The sequence below is a fragment of the Methylophilales bacterium genome (genome assembly GCA_019823025.1).
In the GTDB taxonomy this organism is placed as follows: domain Bacteria; phylum Pseudomonadota; class Gammaproteobacteria; order Burkholderiales; family Methylophilaceae; genus BACL14.
This window is the reverse complement of the sequence record CP081940.1, coordinates 1024573-1050013: the sequence shown is the minus strand read 5'-3', so window position 1 is coordinate 1050013 and position 25441 is coordinate 1024573. Positions and strand designations below refer to the sequence as shown.

Annotated in this window: 26 protein-coding genes and 1 other RNA gene; 12 read left to right on the top strand and 15 right to left on the bottom strand. The window is 33.8% G+C overall.

Annotated features, from left to right (window positions below; genetic code table 11):
• Positions 1–4: 4 nt before the first annotated feature.
• From K6112_05600 to rsmI, 10 genes are all read right to left on the bottom strand, one after another.
• A complete protein-coding gene (locus K6112_05600) occupies positions 5–1348 on the bottom strand; it encodes a UDP-N-acetylmuramoyl-tripeptide--D-alanyl-D-alanine ligase (protein QZP18496.1) in 1344 nt (447 codons plus the stop codon).
• On the bottom strand, positions 1344–2786 hold the full coding sequence (locus tag K6112_05595) for a UDP-N-acetylmuramoyl-L-alanyl-D-glutamate--2,6-diaminopimelate ligase (protein QZP17498.1): 1443 nt from the start codon (positions 2784–2786) through the stop codon (positions 1344–1346). Before K6112_05595 ends, K6112_05600 begins: the two co-directional genes overlap by 5 nt.
• Positions 2783–4513, bottom strand: a complete 1731-nt coding sequence (locus tag K6112_05590; protein ID QZP17497.1) for a penicillin-binding protein 2 — start codon at positions 4511–4513, stop codon at positions 2783–2785. Before K6112_05590 ends, K6112_05595 begins: the two co-directional genes overlap by 4 nt.
• The gene (gene ftsL / locus K6112_05585) at positions 4510–4764 is read right to left on the bottom strand and encodes a cell division protein FtsL (GenBank protein QZP17496.1); all 255 of its coding nucleotides are present in this window, start codon (positions 4762–4764) and stop codon (positions 4510–4512) included. Before ftsL ends, K6112_05590 begins: the two co-directional genes overlap by 4 nt.
• Positions 4761–5408 carry a 16S rRNA (cytosine(1402)-N(4))-methyltransferase RsmH gene (rsmH, locus tag K6112_05580; GenBank protein ID QZP17495.1) on the bottom strand — a complete coding sequence of 216 codons (648 nt, stop codon included), beginning with the start codon at positions 5406–5408 and terminating at the stop codon, positions 4761–4763. Before rsmH ends, ftsL begins: the two co-directional genes overlap by 4 nt.
• Positions 5399–5692: a 16S rRNA (cytosine(1402)-N(4))-methyltransferase gene (gene mraW / locus K6112_05575; protein QZP17494.1), complete on the bottom strand. Its 294-nt coding sequence runs from the start codon at positions 5690–5692 to the stop codon at positions 5399–5401. The genes rsmH and mraW overlap by 10 nt, the downstream gene beginning before the upstream one ends.
• Positions 5689–6135, bottom strand: a complete 447-nt coding sequence (mraZ, locus tag K6112_05570; protein ID QZP17493.1) for a division/cell wall cluster transcriptional repressor MraZ — start codon at positions 6133–6135, stop codon at positions 5689–5691. The genes mraW and mraZ overlap by 4 nt, the downstream gene beginning before the upstream one ends.
• Before the next feature lie 177 nt (positions 6136–6312).
• Positions 6313–6598: RNase P RNA component class A (gene rnpB / locus K6112_05565), an RNA gene on the bottom strand.
• Positions 6599–6622: 24 nt separating this feature from the next.
• Positions 6623–7660 (bottom strand): dihydroorotase, encoded by a 1038-nt coding sequence (gene pyrC / locus K6112_05560; protein QZP17492.1) that lies wholly within the window; start codon positions 7658–7660, stop codon positions 6623–6625.
• Positions 7650–8495, bottom strand: a complete 846-nt coding sequence (gene rsmI / locus K6112_05555) for a 16S rRNA (cytidine(1402)-2'-O)-methyltransferase (protein QZP17491.1) — start codon at positions 8493–8495, stop codon at positions 7650–7652. The genes pyrC and rsmI overlap by 11 nt, the downstream gene beginning before the upstream one ends.
• Before the next feature lie 70 nt (positions 8496–8565).
• Between rsmI and K6112_05550 the strand changes: the two genes are divergently transcribed.
• From K6112_05550 to K6112_05530, 5 genes are all read left to right on the top strand, one after another.
• A complete protein-coding gene (locus K6112_05550; GenBank protein ID QZP17490.1) occupies positions 8566–9195 on the top strand; it encodes a BON domain-containing protein in 630 nt (209 codons plus the stop codon).
• A gap of 96 nt (positions 9196–9291) precedes the next feature.
• On the top strand, positions 9292–9615 hold the full coding sequence (gene trxA / locus K6112_05545; protein ID QZP17489.1) for a thioredoxin TrxA: 324 nt from the start codon (positions 9292–9294) through the stop codon (positions 9613–9615).
• A gap of 6 nt (positions 9616–9621) precedes the next feature.
• On the top strand, positions 9622–10881 hold the full coding sequence (gene rho / locus K6112_05540) for a transcription termination factor Rho (protein ID QZP17488.1): 1260 nt from the start codon (positions 9622–9624) through the stop codon (positions 10879–10881).
• Between the two features lie 81 nt (positions 10882–10962).
• Positions 10963–11163, top strand: a complete 201-nt coding sequence (gene rpmE / locus K6112_05535; GenBank protein ID QZP17487.1) for a 50S ribosomal protein L31 — start codon at positions 10963–10965, stop codon at positions 11161–11163.
• A gap of 66 nt (positions 11164–11229) precedes the next feature.
• Positions 11230–12864 (top strand): hypothetical protein, encoded by a 1635-nt coding sequence (locus tag K6112_05530; GenBank protein ID QZP17486.1) that lies wholly within the window; start codon positions 11230–11232, stop codon positions 12862–12864.
• A gap of 5 nt (positions 12865–12869) precedes the next feature.
• On the opposite strand, the gene K6112_05525 is transcribed toward K6112_05530, so the two are convergent.
• The 5 genes from K6112_05525 to K6112_05505 form a co-directional block, all read right to left on the bottom strand.
• Complete coding sequence (locus tag K6112_05525; GenBank protein ID QZP17485.1) at positions 12870–13094, bottom strand: formate dehydrogenase subunit delta; 225 nt, start codon at positions 13092–13094, stop codon at positions 12870–12872.
• Positions 13095–13103: 9 nt separating this feature from the next.
• Positions 13104–13826 (bottom strand): formate dehydrogenase accessory sulfurtransferase FdhD, encoded by a 723-nt coding sequence (gene fdhD, locus K6112_05520; GenBank protein ID QZP18495.1) that lies wholly within the window; start codon positions 13824–13826, stop codon positions 13104–13106.
• Between the two features lie 99 nt (positions 13827–13925).
• Positions 13926–16769 (bottom strand): formate dehydrogenase subunit alpha, encoded by a 2844-nt coding sequence (gene fdhF, locus K6112_05515; GenBank protein QZP17484.1) that lies wholly within the window; start codon positions 16767–16769, stop codon positions 13926–13928.
• A gap of 89 nt (positions 16770–16858) precedes the next feature.
• Entirely contained in the window at positions 16859–18409 is a 1551-nt protein-coding gene (locus K6112_05510) for a formate dehydrogenase (GenBank protein QZP17483.1), read from the bottom strand.
• Positions 18396–18875, bottom strand: a complete 480-nt coding sequence (locus K6112_05505) for a formate dehydrogenase subunit gamma (protein ID QZP17482.1) — start codon at positions 18873–18875, stop codon at positions 18396–18398. The genes K6112_05510 and K6112_05505 overlap by 14 nt, the downstream gene beginning before the upstream one ends.
• A 119-nt stretch (positions 18876–18994) precedes the next feature.
• Between K6112_05505 and moaA the strand changes: the two genes are divergently transcribed.
• From moaA to lplT, 7 genes are all read left to right on the top strand, one after another.
• Complete coding sequence (moaA, locus tag K6112_05500; protein ID QZP17481.1) at positions 18995–19981, top strand: GTP 3',8-cyclase MoaA; 987 nt, start codon at positions 18995–18997, stop codon at positions 19979–19981.
• Entirely contained in the window at positions 19982–20542 is a 561-nt protein-coding gene (gene mobA, locus K6112_05495; GenBank protein ID QZP17480.1) for a molybdenum cofactor guanylyltransferase, read from the top strand.
• 8 nt (positions 20543–20550) lie between these two features.
• Entirely contained in the window at positions 20551–21075 is a 525-nt protein-coding gene (gene mobB, locus K6112_05490) for a molybdopterin-guanine dinucleotide biosynthesis protein B (GenBank protein QZP17479.1), read from the top strand.
• Entirely contained in the window at positions 21053–22327 is a 1275-nt protein-coding gene (locus tag K6112_05485; protein QZP17478.1) for a molybdopterin molybdotransferase MoeA, read from the top strand. Before mobB ends, K6112_05485 begins: the two co-directional genes overlap by 23 nt.
• Positions 22328–22405: 78 nt before the next feature.
• A complete protein-coding gene (locus K6112_05480; protein ID QZP17477.1) occupies positions 22406–22864 on the top strand; it encodes a peroxiredoxin in 459 nt (152 codons plus the stop codon).
• Between the two features lie 15 nt (positions 22865–22879).
• Positions 22880–24268 (top strand): PhoH family protein, encoded by a 1389-nt coding sequence (locus tag K6112_05475; GenBank protein ID QZP17476.1) that lies wholly within the window; start codon positions 22880–22882, stop codon positions 24266–24268.
• Positions 24249–25439 (top strand): lysophospholipid transporter LplT, encoded by a 1191-nt coding sequence (gene lplT, locus K6112_05470; protein QZP17475.1) that lies wholly within the window; start codon positions 24249–24251, stop codon positions 25437–25439. The genes K6112_05475 and lplT overlap by 20 nt, the downstream gene beginning before the upstream one ends.
• Positions 25440–25441 lie beyond the last annotated feature (2 nt).

Below are 25441 nucleotides of genomic sequence, written 5' to 3'. Positions count from 1 at the left end.
TCAACTACTTTATTAATTTTTCTACAATCTCTTCCATCTTCATTGACCTTGATCCCTTTACAAGAATAGTTGAATCTTTCATACAAGAATATAAATACTTAACTAATCCGTCCTTACTATTGAACCAAGTATTTTTTCCATCAAGTAATGTTATTACTTCTTTGACGTATTTTCCTACACCTAATGTAATATCTATTTTAGTCTCTTTAATCAATCTGGAAAGCTCTTGATGATATATTCTTGAATTTTCCCCTAGTTCAGCCATATCTCCAATGACTAAAATTTTTTTTCCTTGAAATCCATCAAGAACTTCTATGGCTGATTGAAATGCTGATGGGTTTGCATTATATGTATCATCTATTATTGCTGTTCCTTGTTTCCCCACCTTTAACTCTAATCGACCAGGGATGGGCCTTACATTTTCAATACCTTGCTTAATTTTTATCGGGTTTATTTTTAACTGATAAGCACATGCTACGGCGGCTAAAATATTTGAAATATTATTATGCCCTAATAATTTAGGCTTTATCTCAAGGTCATATTTAGGAGTTTTGATAAGAATTTTTTTACTATTTAAAAATTTACAAGTGATATCAGCATCCTTTTCAATACCGAAAGATAATACTTTTATATTTTTCAAATCCTTTGCTAAAAAATTAAAAAATTCACTTTCTTTGGGCAATATTGCTACTCCATTAGCTTGAAGATTTCGCAAAATATCTTTTTTTTCGCTTGCTATCGCTTCTCTATTTTTAAAATTTTCAATATGAGCTTCGCCAATATTTGTAATCACAGCTAAATTTGGAGGAGCAATATTAGCTAAATAACTAATTTCATTGGCGTGACTCATACCCATTTCAAGCACTATATGGTTATGAGATGAATTTAGATTAAAGATAGTAAGCGGAAGTCCAATATCATTATTATAATTTCCATGCGTGGCTAGGATTTTATTTTGACCATAATTTGAATCTAATATGGATTTAATTATTTCCTTCGTAGTTGTCTTGCCATTGCTTCCAGTTATTCCAATTATAAATGGATTAAATTTCTTTAAAATAAAAGAGGCAATGTCTGCTAATGATTTCTTTGTATCGTTTACTAATATTGTATTACTAGAAACTTTTTTTTCATTTGAAATTATTGCCGCTATTGCTCCATTTTTAAAAGCTTCATTGACATAGTCATGCCCGTCATAATTCAGGCCTTTTATCGCAACAAATATGTCATTTTTTTTTATTTTTTTTGAATTAATGCTAATTGAATGAAATTTCTTTTTGAGAAATTCTATAGACTTAGGATTTTTACCTAAAACTGCTTCATAAATATCTTGAATAGATATATTAATTTTTTGATTTCCTTTCTTTTAAAAATTTTTCAACCACTTCTCTGTCAGAAAAATATTTTTTTTGACTGCCTATTTCTTGAAATTCCTCATTTCCCTTTCCCGCAATGACTACAAGGTCTTCCTTACTAGCTATTTCAATTGACTTACATATAGCTTCTTTTCTATCAATAATTTCTATCGGCTTTTTATTAAAGTGACTACTAATATCTTTAATGATGTCCATTGGGTTTTCATTTCTTGGGTTATCGGTTGTAATGATGCATCGATCAGCGAACTTCTCAGCAATTCTAGCCATTGCTTTCCTCTTACCTTTATCCCTTCCTCCACCAGCGCCAAAAACTAATAGTATTTTTCTGAATTGATTATTTTTCACACTTTTTAAAATATTTTCTAATGCATCATCTGTATGAGCATAATCAATCATTACTGACGGAAGACCATCATTACTTATTATATATTCGGATCTCCCTGGAACTACTTTTATACACTTAAGGCTATCAATTATTTGTTTTATTTCATACCCTCTTGCACTTAAACAACCAACGACACCTAATACGTTATAGACATTAAAATAGCCACTTAATTTAAATGTAATGGGGAAGTTTTCTCCGTAATAGCTAAGATTAAATTTTAAATTATTATTATTTTGACTTATATCAGTTGCTTGAATCTTTGACTTCTTATGAATTGAGAAACTTATTTTCTGTTTACTTGGTAAGGTAGATTTTTTAAAAATTGACTCCCCAACTTTGTCATCAATATTAACTATGATGCTCGCATTGTTACCATCCAACATAAATTTTCTTTTTACATCTGCGTAGGCTTTCATTGTCTTATGGTAATCCAGATGATCTCTAGTGAGATTTGTAAATAATCTTTCATTGAAATCAATATTATTTATTCTATTCTCATTTATTCCATGAGATGAGACTTCCATTGCAATATTTTTATATTTTTTCTTGTATAAATCTTTTATTACATACTGAAGATCTATTGCACTTGGAGTAGTATTCTGTGTTTTTTTAAAATCCTCTGCATCTCCGTATCCAAGGGTCCCTATAAATGCTGTTTTGCTCCCTAGATGATTTAAACATTGCGTTAACCAATAAGCAGATGTTGTTTTACCATTAGTCCCCGTAATTCCAATAATTGATAATTTTTTTGATGGATAGTCATAAAATTTGTCTGCAATTGAAGAAAGTTTATTTTTAAGACCTTTGATCGCGATTGAAGGGACACTTAGATTTAATTTTTTTTTATAATTTTCGGATTCAAATACAATTCCATTTGCACCATTATTTACCGCCTGTTCAATAAAGTCTCTTCCATCAAATTTCATACCAGGGTAAGCAATAAAAACTGTATTTTTAGAAATTTGTCTTGAATCTAGAGTCAACTTATCAAATTGCTCTAAAAAAATCTCTAATTCATTTTTCATATCTCTTTTTTTTCATTATCGATCTCATCTTTTATTTCTATTTCATCTTGAGGAATTGAGTATATTTTTAGTGCCTCTGAAACTACTCTTCTGAAAATAGGCCCTGCTACAACTCCACCATAATTAGAACCTTTTGATGGGTCTTCAATTGTAATAGCCATTATAAACTTCGGATTAGAGGCAGGTGCGAGCCCAACAAACGAAGCATTATATTTTCTTTCTCCTGGCTTTCCATAACCCACTCCCTTAACAAACTGTCTAGCAGTTCCTGTTTTTCCTGCAACTCGATAGCCTGGGATTGATGCTTGAATTGCAGTCCCTCCCTCTTCCGTAACAGATTCCATAATTTTTAAAACAGCCTCTGAGGTTCTTACAGACAAAACACGCTGTCCAATTTTTATTGGATCATTTTTAAATAGCCTTAAGTTCTTTATCTCCCCTTTATTAGCAAAAGGCGTATAAGCTCTAGCAAGTTGAGCAACTGTTGTACTCACTGAATACCCATAACTTGCACTAAAATGATCTCGTGCCTTCCATGAGCTATAGTTACGCATTACGCCTTTCGATTCCCCTGGGAGGCTAGCCCCTGTTAAATTACCAATACCAAAATTAGAGTATGTTTGCCATAAATATTTTTTGCTTAATTTTTCCGCAATTTTAGTAACGCCAATATTTGATGATGTTTGAAGTATTTCTTTAACAGATATAACGCCATGTGGCTTTGTATCAGTTATCTGCGTTCGTCCAACTTTATAAAACCCGTTGCCTGTATCTATTTTTGTATTAACGTTTACTACCCTTTTTTCTAAAGCAGCTGCAATACTAATTGGTTTCATTGTTGAACCTGGTTCAAAAGCATCAGTAATGACTCTATTCTTTACAAAAGGACTCCTCGTCCTCATTCTTTCATTTGGGTTAAATGATGGATAATTTACCATTGTTAAAATTTCGCCTGTTTTAGAATCAATAAGAATGGCAGAACCAGAAATTGCTTCAGAATCACTAATTGTTTTTTTAAGGGATTGAAAGGCTATGTGTTGAAGCCGTTTATCAATAGTTAAATGTACATCTTTCCCATCAACTGGAACACTTACTTCACTTAGATTATCAACCACCCTTCTCCTTGCATCAATTAAAATCTTTTTATACCCATGTGTACCCGATAAAAAATCATTTTTCTTATATTCAACCCCCTCCAGACCATTCCCATCATTTCCAGAAAATCCAACTACATGTGCAGATATTTCTTGGTCTGGGTAAGTTCGTCTATAGTCTTTTTCGGTACTAATTCCTGGAATTTTTAAGGCTAAAATTTTAGAAGCAATTTTTGGATCGACCTTTCTTTTTAGGTAGATATGATTTCGCTTACTCTTTAATTTTTTATTTAAGAACTTTATTTTTACTCCCAAGAGGTTAGCTAATTTATTTTTATCTCCCTTCTTAAATTGAACCCTATTTGGCTCCATAGTAATACTTCTTACTGTTTCACTCGCAGCTAGTATCTGATTATTTCTGTCATAAATTTTTCCTCTATAGGCATATAGCTCAATATTACGATTACTTCTTTCAAAACCCTCTTGTTGTAAAAAGTCTTTTTGCATCCCTTGAAGAAAAAAGGCACGAGAAAATAATATACAAAATAGAGTCAGAAGAACAAGAAGCATGAAACGCCTTCTGAATTTTGAGAGCTCAAAAAATTCATGATTCTTTTTCATTTTTGATCTCATTTAATTATTCTTTTCTGTTTTTTTTCTGGCGGATTCATTTTTAATTTACTTTTTGCATATTCTGAGATTCTTCCGTTACCAGATTTTGAAGATTCCTGAATTAATAGCTGATTCTGCTCGTCCTTTAAATCAATCGTTTTTCGTTTCTCTATTTCTAGGGCATGGTGATTAACGCGATATAGATGATGGGCATTTATTTTCACTAATGCGAATATTATTAATAAAGAGAAAAGTATTAGGTTCAACTTCACCCTTCCTCCGAAATTTTTTCTATCACACGTAACTTTGAACTTCTTGCTCTCTTATTTTTTAATACTTCACCATCTGAGGGTGTTTGGAGTTTTTGAATAACCTTTATAGGGGCTGATTTAATTTGTTTTTGAAAAATTGGAACTTTCTTAGGCACTGTGTCCGTATTCAATTTATTTTTAATAAAATTTTTAATAATTCTATCTTCAAGTGAATGAAAACTAATAACTGCCAGCCTCCCATTTTTTTCTAGAGCTTCGAATGCTATAGGTAAAACCTGCTCGATCTCTGAAAGCTCTTCATTTACCTTTATTCTTATCGCTTGGAATGTTTTTGTTGCTGGATTTTTTTTTGAATCGAATTTTGGGATAGCTTTTTTTACTATGTCTGCTAATTCAGTTGTTCTTGATATTTTTCCTTCTTCCTCTCTATATTTAACAATTTCCCTAACAATTTTTTTTGCAAATTTTTCCTCACCATACTCGTATAAAATCCTTACTAATTCATCATAATCAAAATGATTGATAATTTCTGAAGCGGTTAATTTTTGACTTTGATTCATCCTCATATCGAGCTTTGAATCTAAATTAAAACTAAAGCCGCGTTCTGCTTCGTCAATTTGAGGTGATGAGATTCCTAAATCCATAAGAATTCCATTAGGTTTTTGGAAATTTTTTTTTTTAGAATATTATTTAGGTCTTTGAAAGATGCGTGTACTATCTCAAAACGCTTGTCTTTAATAGTTTCCCCTTCTTTAACGGCTTCTAAATCTTTATCTAGTGCTAACAATCTTCCGTCATCATTTAATTTCTTTAGTATTTCTTTTGAATGACCACCTCTTCCGAAGGTGCAATCTATATAAAAACCATTTGGAATAATGTTTAATGCTATTATCGACTCATGAAGCATGACAGGAATATGTTTACTCATAATGAAAAGCCCTTAAGTTCGTCCGGAAAATCATTTTCTTCAGTGATGTTTATTTGGGCTAAGTGTTCATAGTAATGATCGCAATTCCAAATTTCAAAATGACTTCCCTGACCAATGAAAATTGCATTTTTATCTATTTCAGCATAATTTTTTAATTCGGCGGGAATCAGCATTCTATTTGCTTTATCAAGAGTGATATCCTCTGCAAATCCGACTAATAGTCTCTGAAGCCCACTAGATTTTTTTTCAAAGCTTGATAGATTCATTATTTTTTCTTGAATCGGCTCCCATGCAAACTGGGGATATAAGAGTAAACATTTGTAAATATGTGCGGTTAGGACTAGTAGGCCTGATGACTCAATAAGAATTTTTTCACGATACTTTGTAGGGATCGCAATCCTATTTTTTCCATCTAAGTTTATTCGTGTTGCGCCTCTATACATAAGTAGCACCTCTTTACCTGAGAAAAAGGTGAGAAATTACTTAATACCCTTAGCCTTACTAAGCAATTTCCCACAAATTACCACTTTTTCCCTAACAAAGACACTATAGGTAAAAAAAAAGCGCAATGCAAGCGCTTTTTAATTTTAAATCTATATATAACAATGATTTATAAGAAGAAGGTAAGTTGACCTATAAGCCGGGTTCTGTCTTGGACAGTCATTCATCTAGGCATATAATTGCTTATATGCTCAAGCAGCCTACCCGATGACAACACGAGCCGTGCTAATGTCATCCTATTTGGCCTTGCTCCGGGTGGAGGTTACCGCGTTTCACCGTAACTAAATACGCTCGTCTCTGTGGCCCTATTCCTCATCTCACGATGTATGGCTGTTAGCCATCACCCTGCTCTAGGAGCCCGGACTTTCCTCTACACAAAAGTGTAGTGACTGTCAGGTCAACTTAATAATATTTTATCACCGAAATTTATTAAATATTAGAACAATTCCAACCAATTTCTTGACCTGCCAACAAGGGAACAACATCGCCATTATCAATTTTAATAATGGTTGGAACTTTATTCTTAGATCTAGTTAATTTTAATTTCTCTTTACTTTGATTGAGCTTATAAAAGTCAGCTCCAAATTTACTACAAAAATTTTCTAATTTCTCAATAGCATTATTCTGATCAAATATTTCAGCGTAAATCTCCATTGCATTTAATGCAGAATATATTCCTGCACACCCACAACTACTTTCTTTTTCAGTTCTTTTATGAGGGGCACTATCTGTACCAAGAAAGAATTTTGGGTTACCAGATATCGCTGCATTTAGAACTGCAACTCTATGTTCCTCTCTTTTTAAAACTGGTAAACAAAATGCATGTGGTCTTAACCCACCTAAAAATAATTCATTTCGATTATAAAGAAGGTGTTGGGGGGTAATGGTAGCTGCAATTTTATTACTTGAGTCTTTTACAAACTCAGTAGAATCTTTTGTTGAAATATGCTCTAACACTATTCTAAGCTCTGGAAATTCTTTATGGATTCTTGATAAATGCTTTTCAATGAATATTCTTTCTCGATCAAATATATCTACACTTTTGTCATTTACCTCCCCATGAATAAGCAGAGGAATGTCCAACACCTCCATCATTTCAAAAATTTTATATCCTGACTCGAAAGAGTCTATGCCCTCACTTGAATTTGTCGTAACACCTTTAGGATAAAGCTTAATACCAATGATTTTTGAAGATGCTTTGATTTCTTTTAATTCTTTCAAAGTCAGTCCTTCATTGAAATAAATAGTCATTAAAGGTTCAAATTGATAAGTTTTAGTATGTTTTTTAATCTCATCATAATATATGTGTGCTAACTCAGTATTTATAATCGGGTTTTTTAGGTTAGGCATAATAATAGCTCTTCCAAACTGGCTTGCTGAATGTTGACTTACTACCTTTAACATTTTTCCTTCCCTGAGGTGAAGGTGCATATCATCAGGTCTTGGAATAATTAACTCATTTATCATTATTTTTTATTCCTAAAGCTAAGTTATATATTTCATTTTTCTTAATTTTAAAAATCTGTGAAACTAGTTTTACAGACTGGTTCAAACTTAATTCATTAAGCATTATTCTAAGAGCATTTTCTGCCTCAATGTTGCTTGAGTTTTTTTGTTCCTGCTCTACCCCCTCTATAATAATCACAAACTCGCCCTTAAGGTTATGTTTTTCCTTTCTGAATTTTATTAATAAATCATTCAAATTTTCTTTATAAATAGTTTCGTATATCTTTGTTAATTCACGACCAATAAAAACCTCCTGCGCCGAATCATAAATTTCTTCTAGTAGCTCTAAGGTTTTAAGAATCCTATGCGGCGAAACAAAAAAAACTGAGGTAAATTGACTATCTTGAAATTGTTTAATAACTTTTCTACTTTTGGTATCAGTATTTGGTAAAAATCCATAGAAATTAAATTGAGTTGCAACTATTCCAGCAGCTGAAAATGCTGTAGTAATTGATGAGGCTCCTGGTATTGGAACTACTTTAATTTTTGATTCTAAGGCCTTTTTTACTAAATAAGCTCCTGGATCACTAATGCCTGGTGTACCTGCATCGGAAATATAGGCTATTGCTTTACCACACTCTATTTCTTTGATCAACAAACTGGTCTTCTTTTCTTCATTATGCTGATGTAAAGAGAGGAGTTTCTTCTTTATAGAGTATTTAGATAGCAAATTTTTGGAATGCCTTGTATCTTCGCAGGCAATTATATCAACGCTCTTTAAAATCTTTAGGGCTCTTGATGAGATATCTTCTAGGTTTCCTATTGGTGTTCCGACAATATAAAGGGTTGAGCTCATTTAAATGATTTAATTATAATTTTTAATCAATTTAATATAAAATTTATCCTTTAAGTATATAATTTATTTTATGTATTCCAAATCAAATTATTTTTTAATATCCTTAATTCTGTCAGTTACATTTCTTTTGTCTGGTTGCGCCGCTGGAATTCTTGGCGGACCAACATCATATTCAGATAGGAGAACCACTGAGTCCCAAATTACTGATGAAAAACTTGAATGGCAGACAGTAATAAAGACACAAGATGTCGAAGGTGAATTTAGGGTAAATTTTGTTAGTTACAATCAGGTTATTCTTATTACTGGACAATCACCAAATCAAGAAATTATAGATAAAATATTTAGTATCGTTACTAATATGGAAAATGTAAAAAAAGTTAAAAACTATATGACAGTAGGGCCTGAGAATACAGTGAAAGGAATTGCAAACGATATCGCCATCACAAGTAATGTTATATCTAGAGTATTTGCTGAAGACGAAAAGAATCAAACGCCACTCTCAATATTGCACTTGAAAGTATTCACTGAGGAAAGGGCAGTATACTTAATGGGTATTTTAAACCAACAAGAAGTAGATAAAGCTGTATCAATCGCACAATCATCAAGGGGTGTTAAAAAAGTTGTCCCTTTATTTGAAATTGATAATTCTTACAAATCAAACGTCGTAAATAAAAACAATGATGGTAAGGAAATAAATTAGTTATTGATAAACCTTATAGTTTCAATTATCATTACAATATTCTGAGAGTAACCCTTAACAATTAAAATCAAGCCTTAGTAACAAAATTCAATATATATGAGCAATATTATTCACGTTACAGATGACCAATTTGAAGAAAAAGTTCTTCAAGCAAAACTACCTGTTTTAGTCGATTTTTGGGCTGAGTGGTGTGGTCCTTGTAAAGCAATTGCACCTATATTAGATGATATTTCTAAGGACTATGATGGCAAGGTAATTGTTGCAAAAATAAATATAGACGAAAATCAAAAGATTGCTGCCCAGTTCGCAGTTCGAGCAATACCTACTCTAATCATCTTTAAAGATGGTAACTTTGAGGCTGATAAAAAAGGTGCTTTATCTAAATCACAACTAACAGCTTTTATTGACAGTACAATCTAAAAAAATATGCATTTATCTGATCTTAAACACCTTCCTGTAACAGAACTAGTTGATTTAGCAAACTCTGACAAAATTGAAAATGCTGGAAGAATGCGTAAGCAAGACTTAATTTTTGCGATACTAAAGAATAAAGCTAAAAATGGTGATAAGTTAATTGGTGATGGCACTCTAGAGGTGCTGCAAGATGGATTTGGGTTTTTAAGATCTTCCGATTCTTCATACCTAGCAGGTCCAGCAGATATATACGTTTCACCTTCACAAATTCGAAGATTTAATCTACATACTGGAGATACGATTGCTGGTGAAATTAGAACTCCAAAGGATAGCGAACGTTACTTTGCCCTAGTCAAGGTTGATAAAGTAAATAATGACGCACCTGAAAATACAAAAAATAAGATTCTGTTTGAAAACCTTACCCCTATTCATCCAACAAAACCTCTAACTTTAGAAAGAGATTCTAATGTTGAGGAGAATAATACAAGTCGAGTGATTGATATGGTTGCACCTATCGGAAAAGGCCAAAGGGGTTTAATAGTAGCAAGTCCTAAAAGTGGTAAAACAGTTATGTTACAGAATATTGCTCATGCAATAACAGCTAATCATTCCGACGTTTCCCTTATTGTCTTACTAATAGATGAAAGGCCAGAAGAAGTTACAGAAATGTCAAGATCTGTAAAGGGTGAGGTAGTAGCCTCTACTTTTGACGAGCCAGCCACGAGACATGTTCAAGTGGCAGATATGGTTCTAGAAAAAGCTAAAAGATTGGTTGAGCATAAAAAAGATGTTGTTATTCTTTTAGACTCAATTACAAGGCTTGCAAGAGCTTATAACACTGTTATTCCATCATCTGGAAAAGTTTTAACTGGTGGTGTTGATGCAAATGCACTTCAAAGACCAAAGCGTTTTTTTGGTGCAGCAAGAAACGTTGAGGAAGGTGGCTCACTTACAATTCTTGCCACTGCTCTTGTTGAGACTGGGTCAAGAATGGATGATGTGATTTATGAAGAATTTAAAGGCACGGGCAATATGGAAATCCATCTTGAAAGAAAGATGGCTGAAAAAAGAATTTATCCTGCGATCAATGTGAATAAGTCAAGTACCCGAAGAGAAGAGCTGCTTATTCCCTCTGACGTTCTGCAAAAAATATGGGTTTTAAGAAAATTGCTTTACCCTATGGATGACCTAGAAGCGATGGAATTTCTCCTAGATAAAGTTCGATCAACAAAAAATAACTCGGATTTTTTTGACAGCATGCGAAGAAGTTGATGAATCAATTAAATATTGATTTTTATAAAACTTTCTATAAAATACGATGATTATTAAAGATAAAACGCAATAAACAAAATTATGAAAAAAGATTTACATCCAAATTATCCGGAAATAACCGTAACTTGTAGTTGTGGTAATTCATTCAAAACCAAATCAACCATGGCAAAAGATACAAATATCGAAGTTTGCTCTAAATGCCATCCTTTTTATACTGGTAAGCAAAAGATTTTAGATACTGCTGGACGTGTAGAAAAATTCAAACAAAAATATGGAATGTAATGCTTTTAATATGATTTAAATAAAAGGCAGTTATCTGCCTTTTTTTTTATGTCATAATTTGTAAATATGAAATTTGAATTAAATCATGACTGGCAGGGAAATATGTCATCACCGCGCTCTACGCTTGGTGATAAAACAAAAATTCATTTATTCTTAGTGCTTGCAATTATATGGATTTTTACTGGTCTTGTTGGCAATTCTCCTTGGATTCCTGCAGAATCTGAAAATGTAAGTATGGTAATGGATATTGTTTCAAGTAATTCTATAATAGCTCCCTTAGCTGCTAGTCAAGATTCAATTAATAATCCACCCTTATATCCTTTCATTGGCGCAACTTTTGTTAAAATTTTTTCATCAATACTTGCACCTCATGATGCACTCAGGTTATCAAATTTTATATGGATAAGTTTAACTCTTGTATGTATAGGTCTAATGACAAGAGAGTTATGGGGAACTGGTTTTGGTAGACAAGCAGGTTTAATATTTATTGCTTCAATTGGACTTATTTTCAATGTTCATAGTATTCGCCCAGAAGTTGCAGCTCTACTAGGTTTCGCTTTGGCACTTTATGGTTTTGCGCTTTACCATAGAAGGCCTTTTAGGGCTAGCTTAGTGCTAGGTTTTGGTATATCAATAATCTTCTTGTCGAATGGAGTTTTATCCCTTCTAAGTATTTTTTTAACTGCGCTAAGTATGTTATTTATAAAACAATGGAGAAATAAGCGTTACTATCTGTTTTGTTTTATTTCATCATTGATAGCTTTAATTATTATTAGCCCATGGACATATCTTTTATACAACTCTAATCCAGAAATTTTTTTTTCATGGCTAAATAAAGTAAATGCACCAAATGGTGAAGAATTCTTTTTTTATATTAAGAATTTATTGTGGTTTACCTGGCCTGCTCTTCCACTTTTTATCTTCATTTTAATTAAAAATTTTCGAAATATATTTCAACTTAAAAAAATTCATTTACCTTTGTTTTTCTCATTATCAATCTTATTTACACTTTCTCTTAATGCCAAAATAGATCAAATAAATCTAATGCCAATTCTATTGCCGTTTTCAGTTGCTGCTGCAGGTGGAATTGATTTACTAAGAAGAAGTTCAGCAAGTGCTCTCAATTGGTTTGGTATATTAATTTTTGGTTTTTTTGGTTTTATTATTTGGTTTTTTTGGTTTGCAGCTGTAACAGGCTTTCCTGAGATAATTTATGATCGAATTTACTTTCTATCTGGAAACTATGAAGTTAGATTTGAATTCTTAAATTTTATTTTTGCCTTTTTAATAAGTGGTTTATGGGTTTACATCATCTTTAACCTAAAGATCTCAAATCGGTCAGCAATCTCGAATTGGGCAATTGGTATCACTATGGTATGGGTAACATTTATTATGCTTGTGAGCCCCCTTATTGATAATAGAAAAAGTTATGCGCCTGTTTTTCAAGATGTAAAACAACAACTTTCCCAAAGCTCTAGTTGTTTATACACATATAACTTTAGCCCTAATGAAACAAATTTACTTCATTACTATTCGGGTATAAAAGCATTTGATTCTAATAAGGACATTCAGTGCAGAATGATATTGTTATCACTTAATAACGAATCCAAAATGCCCTCTGAATATGAATCATGGAATCAAATATGGTCGGGGAAAAGGATTGATCGAGATAAAACATACTACATCTTACTTACTAAATAGTTTTTTTAATCTTTTAGATATTTATTAATTGCATTAAAAACAAAAGGATTTAATTGACTATTTTTTTCTGAAGTATCAGTAACATATTCTATTATTTGTTTTCTCATATCGCGGCCCCAAAACTTTTGAATATGCCCCGCAGCATCCTTCTTAGCTTGTTCTTCATCTGGGTAACTTATAAAGAAATTACCAATGTCGTTTGCCATTCTGATTAGATTTTTTGTTTCCATGACGTAATTTTACCCGATTAATTGCTTGGAATGCGTATAACAATTATATCGATTATTTCGAGCAAACCCGATTAATGTTATTTTAAGTTGATCAGCTAACCTTAATGCTAATGCCGTTGGGGCAGAAATAGCTACCAATAAATTGAGATTAAGATATGCAAGTTTTTGTACCATTTCATAGCTGGCTCTACTTGAAGTAATTACAAAAGAATCTTTTAAGAATTTTGAATTAAAGGAAGCTCCAATTAATTTATCAAGCGCATTGTGTCTTCCTACATCCTCTTTTAAGATTATCAAGTCTCCTTTAGCATCAAATAATGCACAAGCATGAGTTGCTCCAGTTTTTTTTTGTATTTTTTGTTGACCTGAAAAGTTCTTTAATGCTTTCAATATACTGCTTGTATAAAATTTAGATTTATTTTTTTTATTTTCAGGAATTTTAAGCACTTGATCTAGAGACTCAGCCCCACACAATCCACAGCCTGTTCTTCCAGTTAAATTTCTTCTTATCTCTTTTAAGCGAGTAAATTTTTCAGTTGATATCTCTAGATTAATTTCAATACCATTATCTTTTTTTATAACTTCAATTGAATAAATTTCTGAAAGACTTTTTATAATGCCTTCGGTTATTGAAAATCCTCTTGCAAAGTCTTCCAAATCACATGGGCTAACCATCATTACCACATGAGATACTCCATTGTAAACAATAGCTACAGGAGTTTCTTCAGCCAATATCTCTTTAATTACTTCTTCAGGATTATTATTTTTTTGAATTAATACTTCTTTGCAAGTCTGGCTTGTTTGAATTAATTTTTCATTAGCCACTTTGGTTTAACTTACTTTTTCCTCACCATTTCTCACAAAATCAATTTGTTTTTCACTAAATTTTTGATATTTAGATTGCCAGTTTGATGGTTGTGTTACTTTAGTCACTTGAACAGCTGTTACTTTGAACTCTGGACAATTTGTAGCCCAATCAGAATTGTCTGTTGTAATAACATTTGCCCCTGAAACAGGGTGATGGAAGGTGGTATAAACAACACCAGGTTGAACTTTATCTGTTATTTTTGCACGAAGGACAGTGTCACCTGACCTACTATTTATTCCGACCCAATCACGCTCATTTATACCTCTTTCTTCTGCATCATGAGGATGTATTTCAATTACATCTTCATCATGCCACTCCGTGTTTTTTGTTCTTCTTGTTTGAGCTCCAACATTATAATGAGCCAAAATTCTTCCAGTTGTCATTATTAAGGGGAATTTACCATTAACTTTTTCGACAGTTGGTACATATTCTGTGATAAAGAATTTACCTTTTCCTCTAACGAACTCATCTACATGCATAGTAGGTGTTCCTTCTGGAAACTCGTCATTGCAAGGCCATTGAATACTCTCAAGTTTATCTAATTTTTCGTAGCTCACCCCTTTAAAGGTTGGAGTTAGTTGAGCAACTTCATCCATAATTTCACTAGCATGTTTATAATTCATTGGATAACCCAATGCATTCGATAACATTTGAGTAATTTCCCAGTCCTCATAACCATTTTTTGGGGCCATTACTTTTCTCACCCTTGAAATTCTTCTCTCTGCATTGGTAAAGGTACCGTTCTTTTCTAAAAAGGATGAACCTGGTAAGAATACATGAGCATACATAGCTGTTTCATTTAAAAATAAATCTTGAACAATGACACATTCCATAGATTCGAGTGCATGAGTGACGTGTTGTGTATCTGGATCTGACTGAGCTATATCCTCTCCCTCACAATAGAGTGATTTGAAATTACCTGATATTGCTGCATCAAGCATATTTGGAATTCTAAGCCCTGGTTCATCATATATTTTTGCGTTCCATGCTGACTCAAATAAAGCTCGGGTAGCCAAATCTGAAACATGCCTATATCCAGGGAGTTCATGAGGGAATGAACCCATATCACATGCACCCTGCACATTATTTTGTCCTCTAAGTGGGTTGATACCAACGCCCTCTCTACCTACATTTCCGGTTATCATTGCCAAATTTGCAATACCCATAACCATAGTTGAACCTTGACTATGCTCTGTTACACCTAATCCATAATAAATAGACCCGTTCTTTTCCTTTGCAAACAGTCTCGCTGCTTTTCTTAGTAAGTCCGCTGGAATGCCTGTTTCTGATTCCATTGATTCTGGAGAATTTTTTGGGTCTTTAATAAAATTTAACCAAATTTTAAATGATTCATCTTCACAACGCTCTTTCACAAAATTTTGATCGCTTAATCCTTCTTCTACAATCACATGAGCAATTGAATTAATTGTCGCAACATTAGTGCTTGGTCGGAGTTTTAGATGATAATCAGCTTTAATATGCGGAGTATTATCCACTAAATCAATTTCTCTTGGATCAACAATAATTAATTTAGCGCCTTCTCTGAGTCTTCTTTTCATTTGTGATGCGAATACCGGATGACCATCCGTTGGATTTGCACCAACAATCATAATCACATCTGACTTCATCACTGAATCAAAATTCTGTGTTCCCGCTGATTCACCAATAGTTTGTTTGAGCCCGTAACCAGTGGGTGAGTGGCAAACTCGTGCGCAAGTATCTATATTGTTATTACCAAAGCCAGCCCTGACAATCTTTTGCATTAAATAAACTTCTTCATTCGTACATCTTGAAGATGAAATAGCACCGACAGAATTAGAGCCGTATTTTTGTTGTATTCTTTTTATCTCTGAAGCAGCATAATTTATTGCCTCATCCCATGATACTTTTTGCCAAGGATCTTTGATGCTTTTTCTTATCATGGGTGTAGTTATTCTGTCCTTGTGTGTTGTGTACCCCCATGCAAACCTGCCTTTGACACAAGAATGCCCGTGATTAGCGCCACCATCTTTATTGGGTGTCATCCTGACGACTTTATCTCCTTGAAGTTCAGCATTAAAAGAGCAACCTACGCCACAATATGCGCACGTAGTTTTTACTTTTTTTTCTGGTGTGCCATGCTCTTCGATACTCTTTTCAATCAATGTAGCTGTAGGACAAGCTTGAACGCATGCGCCACATGAAACACATTCTGAATCTTTAAAGTCTTTATTTCCAGCTGAAACCTTTGATTCGAAGCCTCTTCCATCTATTGTTAAGGCAAATGTACCTTGCGTTTCTTCACATGCTCTCACACATCGAGAACAGACAATACATTTTGAGGGATCAAACGTGAAATATGGATTTGATTCATCTTTTTTGGAGTCAAGGTGATTTTCTCCTTCGTAGCCGTAACGAACGTCTCTTAGGCCGACTGCTCCTGCCATATCTTGTAGCTCGCAATCACCGTTTGTTGAACATGTTAAGCAATCAAGGGGATGATCCGAAATATATAATTCCATTACACCTTTTCTTAATTCAGCTAATTTAGGTGATTGAGTGGAAACGACTAATCCATCAGCAGCTGGAGTTGTGCAAGATGCAGGGTATCCTCTTTTACCCTCAATTTCTACCAAACAAAGACGACATGAACCAAACGGCTCGAGACTGTCTGTTGCACATAATTTAGGCACACTAAAACCAGCAACTGAAGCTGCACGCATCAAAGAGGTTCCTTCAGGAACAGTTACATCTACCCCATCAATATTGAGCGTTACAAGTTTTTCAGAGTTTGCTGAAGGTGTACCGAAGTCTTTTGTATCATCCATATTTTTAGCTTTTGGCGTATTTAAGTTTGAATTTTGTTCAAACTTTTAAATTTTCTTAAGTTATTGTTTATTCGTCTATTATTCTATAATTAAGTTTCAGTTTTTTCAAGCCCAAAATCTTTTGGAAAGAAATTCAAAGCACTAATCACAGGGAATGGAGTCATTCCACCCATAGCACATAATGACCCATGAACCATAGTCTCACCTAAGTCCTTAAGTACTTCCACATTTTTTTCTTGGTCAATCCCATCCTTAATTTTATCGATTACTTCCATACCCCTAGTGGATCCAATTCTGCATGGAGTACACTTACCGCAAGACTCTATTGCACAAAATTCAAATGAATACCTTGCTAATTTTGACATATCTATCGAATCATCAAATGCCACAATCCCGCCATGTCCCACAACGGCGTTAATTTCAGAAAATTTCTCATAATCAAGTGGTGTATCAAATTGGTGTTCTGGGAGAAATGCCCCTAAAGGCCCCCCTACTTGAACAGCTTTAATATTTTTACCTGTTGCTGACCCCCCACCAAAATCATAGAGCAATTCTCTAAGCGTAATTCCAAAAGCTTTTTCGATCAGGCCGGTTTGTTTTAGATTACCAGCGAGTTGAATAGGAAGTGTGCCTTTTGAACGCCCCATACCGAAATCTGCGTAAAATTTTGATCCTTTATCTAAGATAATCGGAATTGTTGCCAGTGAAATGACATTATTCACTACTGTTGGTTTTCCGTACAAACCTTCAATCGCAGGAAGTGGTGGTTTATACCTTACAAGTCCTCTTTTTCCTTCTAAACTTTCAAGTAATGATGTCTCTTCGCCGCAAATATATGCACCTGCTGCTCTAGTAACTTCTAATTTGAAAGAAAACTCACTATCCAAAATATTTTGACCTAAAAATCCATTTTTCTCTGCAATACTAATTGCTTCATTAAGAATCGCTTGAGCATGAGGGTATTCAGATCTTAAATAAATATAGCCATGATCAGCACCAACAGCTAACCCAGCAATAATCATGCCCTCTATTAAAACAAAAGGATCATTTTCCATGATCATTCTGTCAGAAAAAGTACCTGAATCACCCTCATCTGCGTTGCATACAATATATTTTTTTTCAGAAGGTGCATTTAAAACAGTTTGCCATTTTATTCCCGTTGGGAAAGCAGCGCCTCCTCGACCTCTCAAACCAGAGTCTGTAACCTCATCAACAATTTCCTGATTTGTTAACTTTAAGGCTTTACGTAGCCCTTTAAAACCATCGTGAGCCTCATAATCAACTAGGGATACAGGGTCTGTAATACCTACTCTAGCGTAGGTTAGTCTTTCCTGATTCTTAAGCCACGCAATTTCACTTGTAATTCCTAGGGATAAAGAATGATCTTTACCTAAGAAAAATTCTTCATCAAACATTGAAGGTACATCGCTAGGATTAACGGGTCCGTAAGCAACTCTTCCTCTAGCGGTCTCTACTTCTACCATTGTTTCAAGCCAAAAAAGACCACGTGAACCGTTTCGAATAATTTCTATTTCTATTTTGCGATTACTTGCCTCTGCTTTTATCGCTTTAAATACCTCTTCTGCTCCTAATGAAAGCGCACTTGAGTCTCTAGGTATATATATTTTATGAGTTGTCATTATTTTTAGCTTTTTCAATTAAGTCATCAATTTTATCTTCGTTAACTCTACCTATAACATCGTCATCAATCATTACAGCTGGCGAGCAAGCACAATTGCCTAGACAGTAAACAGGTTCTAAAGTTATCGACTTGTCTTCTGTGGTTTGATGATAATCAATGCCTAACTTTTCTTTGCAATAAGCTTCAATATTCTCACTGCCCATTGATTGGCATGATTCAGCTCTGCAGATCTGCAAAATATGCTTTCCAGAAGGCTTTGTCCTAAAATGGTGGTAAAAGGTGACAAATCCGTGCACTTCTGCGACTGAAAGACTGAGAGCTTTTGATATAGGCCCATATGACTCTTCAGGTATGTAACCTAGATCATCTTGAATTGCGTGCATAAGAGGCAATAGTGCACCAGGTTTATCTTTAAGCACTGTTAAGTGCTCTTGAATTTTTTCTAAATTATTTTCGGATAACATTTTGTCTATATTATTTCTTTAAAAAAACCCTAAATTTTTCAACATACTATACATTAAAGTAATTGTTTTTTTTTAAGTAAAATTATTAAATCTTTAAGTTTTTATTATATATTGTGACAATGCAACTTATAGATCAGTTCAATAGAAAGGTAGACTATATAAGAGTATCTGTCACAGATAGATGTGATTTTAGATGCGTTTATTGTATGTCAGAAAAAATGACTTTTCTTCCTAAATCTACTGTGCTTTCACTTGAAGAAATTGAAAGGCTAATTAGAGTTTTTTCTGAGTTAGGTGTGAAAAAAGTTAGGTTAACCGGCGGTGAGCCCCTTGTTAGGAGAGGTATTGATAATTTATTCAAGTCAATTGGAAAAATTAAAGCGCTTGATGAAATTACACTAACAACTAATGGAAGCCAACTTCAGCGTAAGGCACAAATGTTAAAGGACGCTGGTGTTGAGAGAATTAACGTCAGTTTAGATAGCCTAGATCCCCATACATTCAAAAAGATGACTAGAACGGGCGATATCAATAAAGTTTTAGATGGTATTCACTCTGCTATTGAAGTCGGATTTAAAAAAATTAAAATAAATACCGTTTTAATGAAACAAATAAATGAAAAAGAACTATACAATTTAGTGGATTACGCTATTAAGTACTATCTTGATATTTCTTTCATTGAAGAGATGCCACTTGGCGACACTGATTATGATAGGCAATCTACCTCAGTGAGTAATGATGATATTTTATTGAAGTTAAAAGAAAAATATTTATTATCAAAAACAGATCTAACTACGAGTGGACCTGCTGAATACTTTTATATTAAAAATACACAAACAAAAATTGGCCTAATCTCCCCTCACAGCCATAACTTTTGTGAAAACTGTAACCGAGTGCGAATCTCATGTAAGGGTGAACTTTTTTTATGCTTGGGTCAAGATACAAAAATTGAATTAATGCCTCTCATTAGAGAGAATCCTCACAATGATGAACCTCTCAAAGAGGCCATATTAAACAGCATGGCAATCAAACCAAAATCTCATAATTTTAATTTGGCAGATAAGAAACCCTCCGTCATCAGATTTATGTCTCATACGGGTGGTTAATTGAATAACGACGTAGAGGGCGTTATATTGGCTGGCGGTAAATCTTCTAGAATGGGAGAAAATAAATCGTTGGTTTTGTTAGATAAAAAACCGTTAATAGAACATGTTTTTGATCGAATGAAAAAGCAGGTATGCAAGCTCAGTATTAATTCAAACGAGTTTTTAAGTATTTTTCCTCAATCCCTTCAGTTCGTAGATGTATTACCCGGACAATTAGGACCTTTATCAGGGATATTTTCAGGTCTAGTGAAGGCAGAATCTGACTGGGTGCAATTTTGTCCAAATGATACCCCTTTTTTCCCAACAAATTTAGTTGAACGATTAAGTAGCCACGTTGATAAAAAAAACCCTAAAATAATCTTGCCAACAGCAAACAATAAGCTCGAACCCGTTTTTTTGCTCTGCCCTAAAAATTTAGCAAGTAACTGTAAAGAATTTCTATCTTCAGGGGAGAGGAAGCTTGAATCATGGATCAAGTCTAATAATTTTCAAACTGTCGACTTTGAAGAAAAAAATGCTTTTTTTAATATCAACAGCATCGCTGATTTAGAAAAGATATAAGCCCTAAGATGAGTAAAAAACCATATATTCTAGGCATTTGTGCAGCAAATAGTGGCTCTGGTAAAACATTTGTCATTGAAAAGCTTATACCTGAATTAAAAAAAAGGGGGTATTCATCTTCCGCTATTAAACATGCGCATCACAATTTTGATATTGATAAGCCAGGGAAGGATAGTTTTAAAATAAGGGAGTCTGGTGCGAAACAAACATTAATTTTTAATGCTGGTCGATCCGCATTAATTTCTGAAAACAAAAAAAATGATTTCGACTTAAATAAAGTGCTTGAGCAAATTAATCAACCAACAGATATAATTTTAGTAGAGGGATTAAAAACAATGCAGATTCCTAAAGTTGAGGTTTATCGGAAAGAAATATCTAATGAGTTACTTCATAATAGAGATAACAACATAATTGGCTTGATATCAGATGTAAGCATTAAATGTGATATTCCATGTTTTAATTTTACTGATATAGATAAAATTACTGATTTTATAATTACACTTATAGAAAATGAAAAAAACAATCTCACTTGAAAACTTAGTCAACGATCCAGGTTGCTTATCAGAATATGATCCTAATGCAATGACCATAGAGGTCGCGAGAAAATATATACACGATTTTTTAACGGTTAATTTGGGAACTGAATACGTAAATACTGAGGATGCACTCGATCGTATTTTAGGTGAAACATTAATTTCTAAGATTAATGTGCCAAATTATAATAATTCAGCAATGGATGGTTTTGCCTTCAATTTGGATTCCTTAATAGAAAAAAATACACTTAAAGTCGCGACGACAATTTTGGCTGGAGATCTCTCTAAACAAAAAATTAAACCAGGCTTTGCGGCCCAGATCATGACAGGCTCCAAAATTCCCGATGGCACAGACACAGTTTTACCTGTCGAGTTAGTCAAACAAGAAAATGATTCTATTGTCATTAATGAAACTCCAAAAAAAGGTGTCAATATAAGAAAATTAGGCGAGGATATAAAAAAAAATGGGAAAATCCTTAAAAAGGGAGTCTATTTAAGGCCTGCAGAAATAGGATTAATTGCATCAATTGGAATAAGTAGAGTAAAAGTATTTAAAAAATTAAAAGTCTCATTTTTTTCAACTGGTGATGAGGTGGTCAAAGCCGGCCAACCCATCAAATCTGGACAAGTCTATGATAGCAATCACTTTACAATTCAATCCATGTTAAAAAGGATAAATGTTGAATGTGTCGATTTAGGAATCATCCCTGATGATAAAAAATTAATTGAAGAAACATTTAAGCATGCTGCAAAAATATCTGATGCAATTATCACAACAGGGGGTGTTTCAGTCGGAAAGGCTGATTATATGAAAGATATTTTAAAAAAATTAGGTAAAGTATTATTTTGGAAGTTATCAATCAAACCCGGAAGACCAATGGCTTATGGTGCTTTTGAAAAAACTCCCTATTTTGGTTTACCTGGCAATCCAGTGGCTGCAATGATTACATTTTATCAATTGGTACAACCAGCACTTAAATACCTCATGGGTCATAATGGCTATAAACTTCCCACACTGTTGAAAGCGAAATGTGCAGCACCTATTACAAAACGGCCTGGAAGAATGGAGTTCCAGAGAGGCTTTTACAACAGTCGTAATGGTGAATTATCAGTTAAACCAACACCTCATCAAGGCTCTGGGGTTTTAAGCTCAATGAGCAAAGCAAACTGTTTGATAGTTTTAGGTATGGACCAAAAATCAATTAAAGTTGACGATTACGTCAATATCCAATTAATGGAAGGCTTTGTCTAAATATCACATCTCTAGGCTATAATTGATAAAGATATAGTCTTTTTTTAAACTTCAAAAAAAACAAAAGGTCGTATTTATATGAGTAAATTAGAAATAAACCACGTTGTGCCAAATTTTGACTTACCAGGAACCAGTGAGACAAATTTCTCATTGAAAAACTATCTTGGAAAATTAGTTGTTTTATATTTTTACCCAAGAGATTCAACACCAGGTTGCACGAATGAAGGAATTGATTTTACAAACCTTTACCAAGATTTTAAAAAAAAGAATGTTGAAATCTTTGGGATATCTAGAGATAGTATTAAATCACATGAAAAATTTAAGGAAAAATATAATTTCCCTTTTGAATTATTAAGTGACTCTGAAGAAATCGCTTGCAGCCTATTTAATGTCATCAAATTAAAAAATATGTATGGCAAACAAGTTCAAGGCATTGAGAGAAGTACCTTCTTAATTGATACAGAGGGTAAGCTCATTAATGAGTGGAGAGGCTTAAAAGTCCCTGGACATGCTGAAGAAGTTCTAAATTCAATCTAGTTAGTATTTCTCTTTATGGCTAAAAAAAATAATAAGAAAGTTTTTGTCCTTGATACAAACGTTCTACTTCATGATCCTTCGAGTTTATTTAGATTTGAAGAACATGATATCTATCTTCCAATGGTTACAATCGAGGAATTGGACAATAATAAAAAAGGTAGTTCAGAGGTGGCCAGAAATGCTCGGCAAACACATCGATATTTAGAAGAAATCATAGCTCCCGCTTCAGACTTAAAAAATGGATGTGCCCTAAAATCTGAAACAAATCCTCATGTAGATGGAAAGCTTTTCTTACAGACTGAAACCATCAGCTACGAACTTCCTATTTTAGCTGGGGTTAAAGCGGACAATCAAATACTAAGCGTTGTTGTAAACCTTAAAAATCAACTTAAAAAAACCGATGTCATTTTGGTATCAAAAGATTTTAATATAAGAATTAAAGCGCGCGCCCTAGGTATCTCTACTCAAGATTATTTTAACGACAAGGTCATGACCGATGCAGAGTTACTCCACACAGGGATATATGAATTACCAGAAAATTTTTGGGAAAAGCACAGTAAAGCTATGGAGTCTTGGCAAGAGGAAGGAAAGATGTTCTACAAGATAACGGGGCCATTATGCAAAAGTTTTTTTGTCAATGCATTTGTCTTTTATGATTTTGATAAGCCATTCTATGCCATAGTTAAAACTATCAGTGGTAATTCAGCCACCCTACAAATTGTTCAAGATTACACCTTACCTAAATTTAATATTTGGGGAATCAAAGCAAAAAATAAAGAACAAAATTTTGCCCTCAATCTTTTAATGGATCCAAATATTGATTTTATATCGCTATTAGGTCAAGCGGGGACTGGGAAAACTTTATTAGCCCTAGCTGCAGGTCTTGTTCAAACTTTAGATAAAAAAATATATTCAGAAATAATTATGACAAGAGCAACAGTTTCTGTTGGTGATGATATCGGTTTTCTCCCTGGTACTGAAGAAGAAAAAATGACGCCTTGGATGGGTGCCTTGGAAGATAATCTAGATGTTTTAAATGAATCTGATGATAGCTCAGGTGACTGGGGTAGAGCAGCTACACAGGATTTAATTAAATCTAGAATAAAGGTAAAATCTTTAAACTTCATGAGAGGAAGAACATTTTTAAATAAATATTTGATTATTGATGAGGCCCAAAACCTCACACCTAAGCAAATGAAAACATTGGTAACAAGAGCTGGTCCAGGGACTAAAATAGTTTGTTGTGGCAACATAGCACAAATAGATACGCCCTATTTAACTGAAGGGAGCTCTGGGTTAACCTATGTTGTCGATCGCTTTAAAGGCTGGAATCACAACGGGCACGTGACTTTAATGAGAGGTGAAAGATCGAGGTTAGCAGATTATGCAGCAGACACACTTTAATATAGATTCTAAAAAAGGTTTTTACCCCTACCTTTCCGCACAATTTTTATCCGCTTTAGCTGATAATGCATTACTTTTTGCAGCAATCGCCTTATTGGCTGAAATGAACGCACCCACATGGCATCAACCTCTTTTACTTCAATTTTTTGTTCTAGCATATATATTACTTGCCCCTTTTGTAGGTGCTTTCGCAGATTCTAGGCCCAAAGGACAGGTCATGTTTTTGTCAAATGGAATAAAGCTTTTTGGTTGTTTAGCAATGTTTTTTGGTATGGAACCTTTATATGCTTATGGAATTGTCGGTATTGGTGCTGCAACATACTCACCTGCTAAATATGGCATTTTGACAGAGTTGTTACCAAAAGAATATTTGGTTGCCGCTAATGGATGGGTAGAGGGTTTAACCGTTGCAGCAATTATTTTAGGTGCAATTGTTGGGGGTTTATTAGCAAAGTTTGATGTGCAAATGGCTATCTTAATTATTGCGGTTTTATATCTTTTGGCAGCAATTTTCAACCGCTATATTCCTATCCTTCCAATCAACCATAAAATAAAATCAAAGAACCCTTGGTCTTTATTAAAAGATTTTTATTTTTCTTTTGCTAAACTTGCCAAAGACCGCTTGGGACAACTTTCACTTGCTGTAACTACGCTTTTTTGGGGAGCTGGCGCAACGTTAAGATTAGTCATTATTGCATGGGCAGCTTTTGCCCTAAACTTTGAGCTTGATAAAGCAACCCAACTTTCTGCGGTTGTTGCATTCGGTGTTGCCATCGGTTCTGTCATTGCTGCTCGCTACATATCAATGAAAAATTCAGTTAAGGTTCTTCCTCTCGGCGTATTGATGGGAGCATTTGTTTGTTCGATGGTATTTGTTTCAAGTTGGGAATATGCAGCCCTTTTACTTCTATTTATTGGTATTTTTAGCGGCATGCTCATCGTTCCACTTAATGCGCTTCTTCAACATAGAGGTCATATTTTGATTGGCTCGGGACACTCAATTGCAGCTCAAAACTTTAGTGAAAACCTAGGTATCTTAATTCTAAGTGGCACTTATACGCTTATGGTGAAATACGGCCTACCTATAATTGGAATTGTATTTATATTTGGCTTATTTGTCCTTATGGCTATGGTGATTGCAAGCATTTATTACTCACAAGATAATAAATAATT

Excerpts from the sequence above, each read along its gene's own strand:
- K6112_05595 (QZP17498.1), bottom strand. The coding sequence starts at position 2,786 with ATGAAAAATGAATTAGAGATTTTTTTAGAGCAATTTGATAAGTTGACT.
- K6112_05590 (QZP17497.1), bottom strand. The coding sequence starts at position 4,513 with ATGAGATCAAAAATGAAAAAGAATCATGAATTTTTTGAGCTCTCAAAA.
- rsmH (QZP17495.1), bottom strand. The coding sequence starts at position 5,408 with ATGGATTTAGGAATCTCATCACCTCAAATTGACGAAGCAGAACGCGGC.
- mraW (QZP17494.1), bottom strand. The coding sequence starts at position 5,692 with ATGAGTAAACATATTCCTGTCATGCTTCATGAGTCGATAATAGCATTA.
- mraZ (QZP17493.1), bottom strand. The coding sequence starts at position 6,135 with ATGTATAGAGGCGCAACACGAATAAACTTAGATGGAAAAAATAGGATT.
- pyrC (QZP17492.1), bottom strand. The coding sequence starts at position 7,660 with ATGATAAATGAGTTAATTATTCCAAGACCTGATGATATGCACCTTCAC.
- rsmI (QZP17491.1), bottom strand. The coding sequence starts at position 8,495 with ATGAGCTCAACCCTTTATATTGTCGGAACACCAATAGGAAACCTAGAA.
- K6112_05550 (QZP17490.1), top strand. The coding sequence starts at position 8,566 with ATGTATTCCAAATCAAATTATTTTTTAATATCCTTAATTCTGTCAGTT.
- trxA (QZP17489.1), top strand. The coding sequence starts at position 9,292 with ATGAGCAATATTATTCACGTTACAGATGACCAATTTGAAGAAAAAGTT.
- rho (QZP17488.1), top strand. The coding sequence starts at position 9,622 with ATGCATTTATCTGATCTTAAACACCTTCCTGTAACAGAACTAGTTGAT.
- rpmE (QZP17487.1), top strand. The coding sequence starts at position 10,963 with ATGAAAAAAGATTTACATCCAAATTATCCGGAAATAACCGTAACTTGT.
- K6112_05530 (QZP17486.1), top strand. The coding sequence starts at position 11,230 with ATGAAATTTGAATTAAATCATGACTGGCAGGGAAATATGTCATCACCG.
- K6112_05525 (QZP17485.1), bottom strand. The coding sequence starts at position 13,094 with ATGGAAACAAAAAATCTAATCAGAATGGCAAACGACATTGGTAATTTC.
- fdhF (QZP17484.1), bottom strand. The coding sequence starts at position 16,769 with ATGGATGATACAAAAGACTTCGGTACACCTTCAGCAAACTCTGAAAAA.
- K6112_05510 (QZP17483.1), bottom strand. The coding sequence starts at position 18,409 with ATGACAACTCATAAAATATATATACCTAGAGACTCAAGTGCGCTTTCA.
- K6112_05505 (QZP17482.1), bottom strand. The coding sequence starts at position 18,875 with ATGTTATCCGAAAATAATTTAGAAAAAATTCAAGAGCACTTAACAGTG.
- moaA (QZP17481.1), top strand. The coding sequence starts at position 18,995 with ATGCAACTTATAGATCAGTTCAATAGAAAGGTAGACTATATAAGAGTA.
- mobB (QZP17479.1), top strand. The coding sequence starts at position 20,551 with ATGAGTAAAAAACCATATATTCTAGGCATTTGTGCAGCAAATAGTGGC.
- K6112_05485 (QZP17478.1), top strand. The coding sequence starts at position 21,053 with ATGAAAAAAACAATCTCACTTGAAAACTTAGTCAACGATCCAGGTTGC.
- K6112_05480 (QZP17477.1), top strand. The coding sequence starts at position 22,406 with ATGAGTAAATTAGAAATAAACCACGTTGTGCCAAATTTTGACTTACCA.
- K6112_05475 (QZP17476.1), top strand. The coding sequence starts at position 22,880 with ATGGCTAAAAAAAATAATAAGAAAGTTTTTGTCCTTGATACAAACGTT.
- lplT (QZP17475.1), top strand. The coding sequence starts at position 24,249 with ATGCAGCAGACACACTTTAATATAGATTCTAAAAAAGGTTTTTACCCC.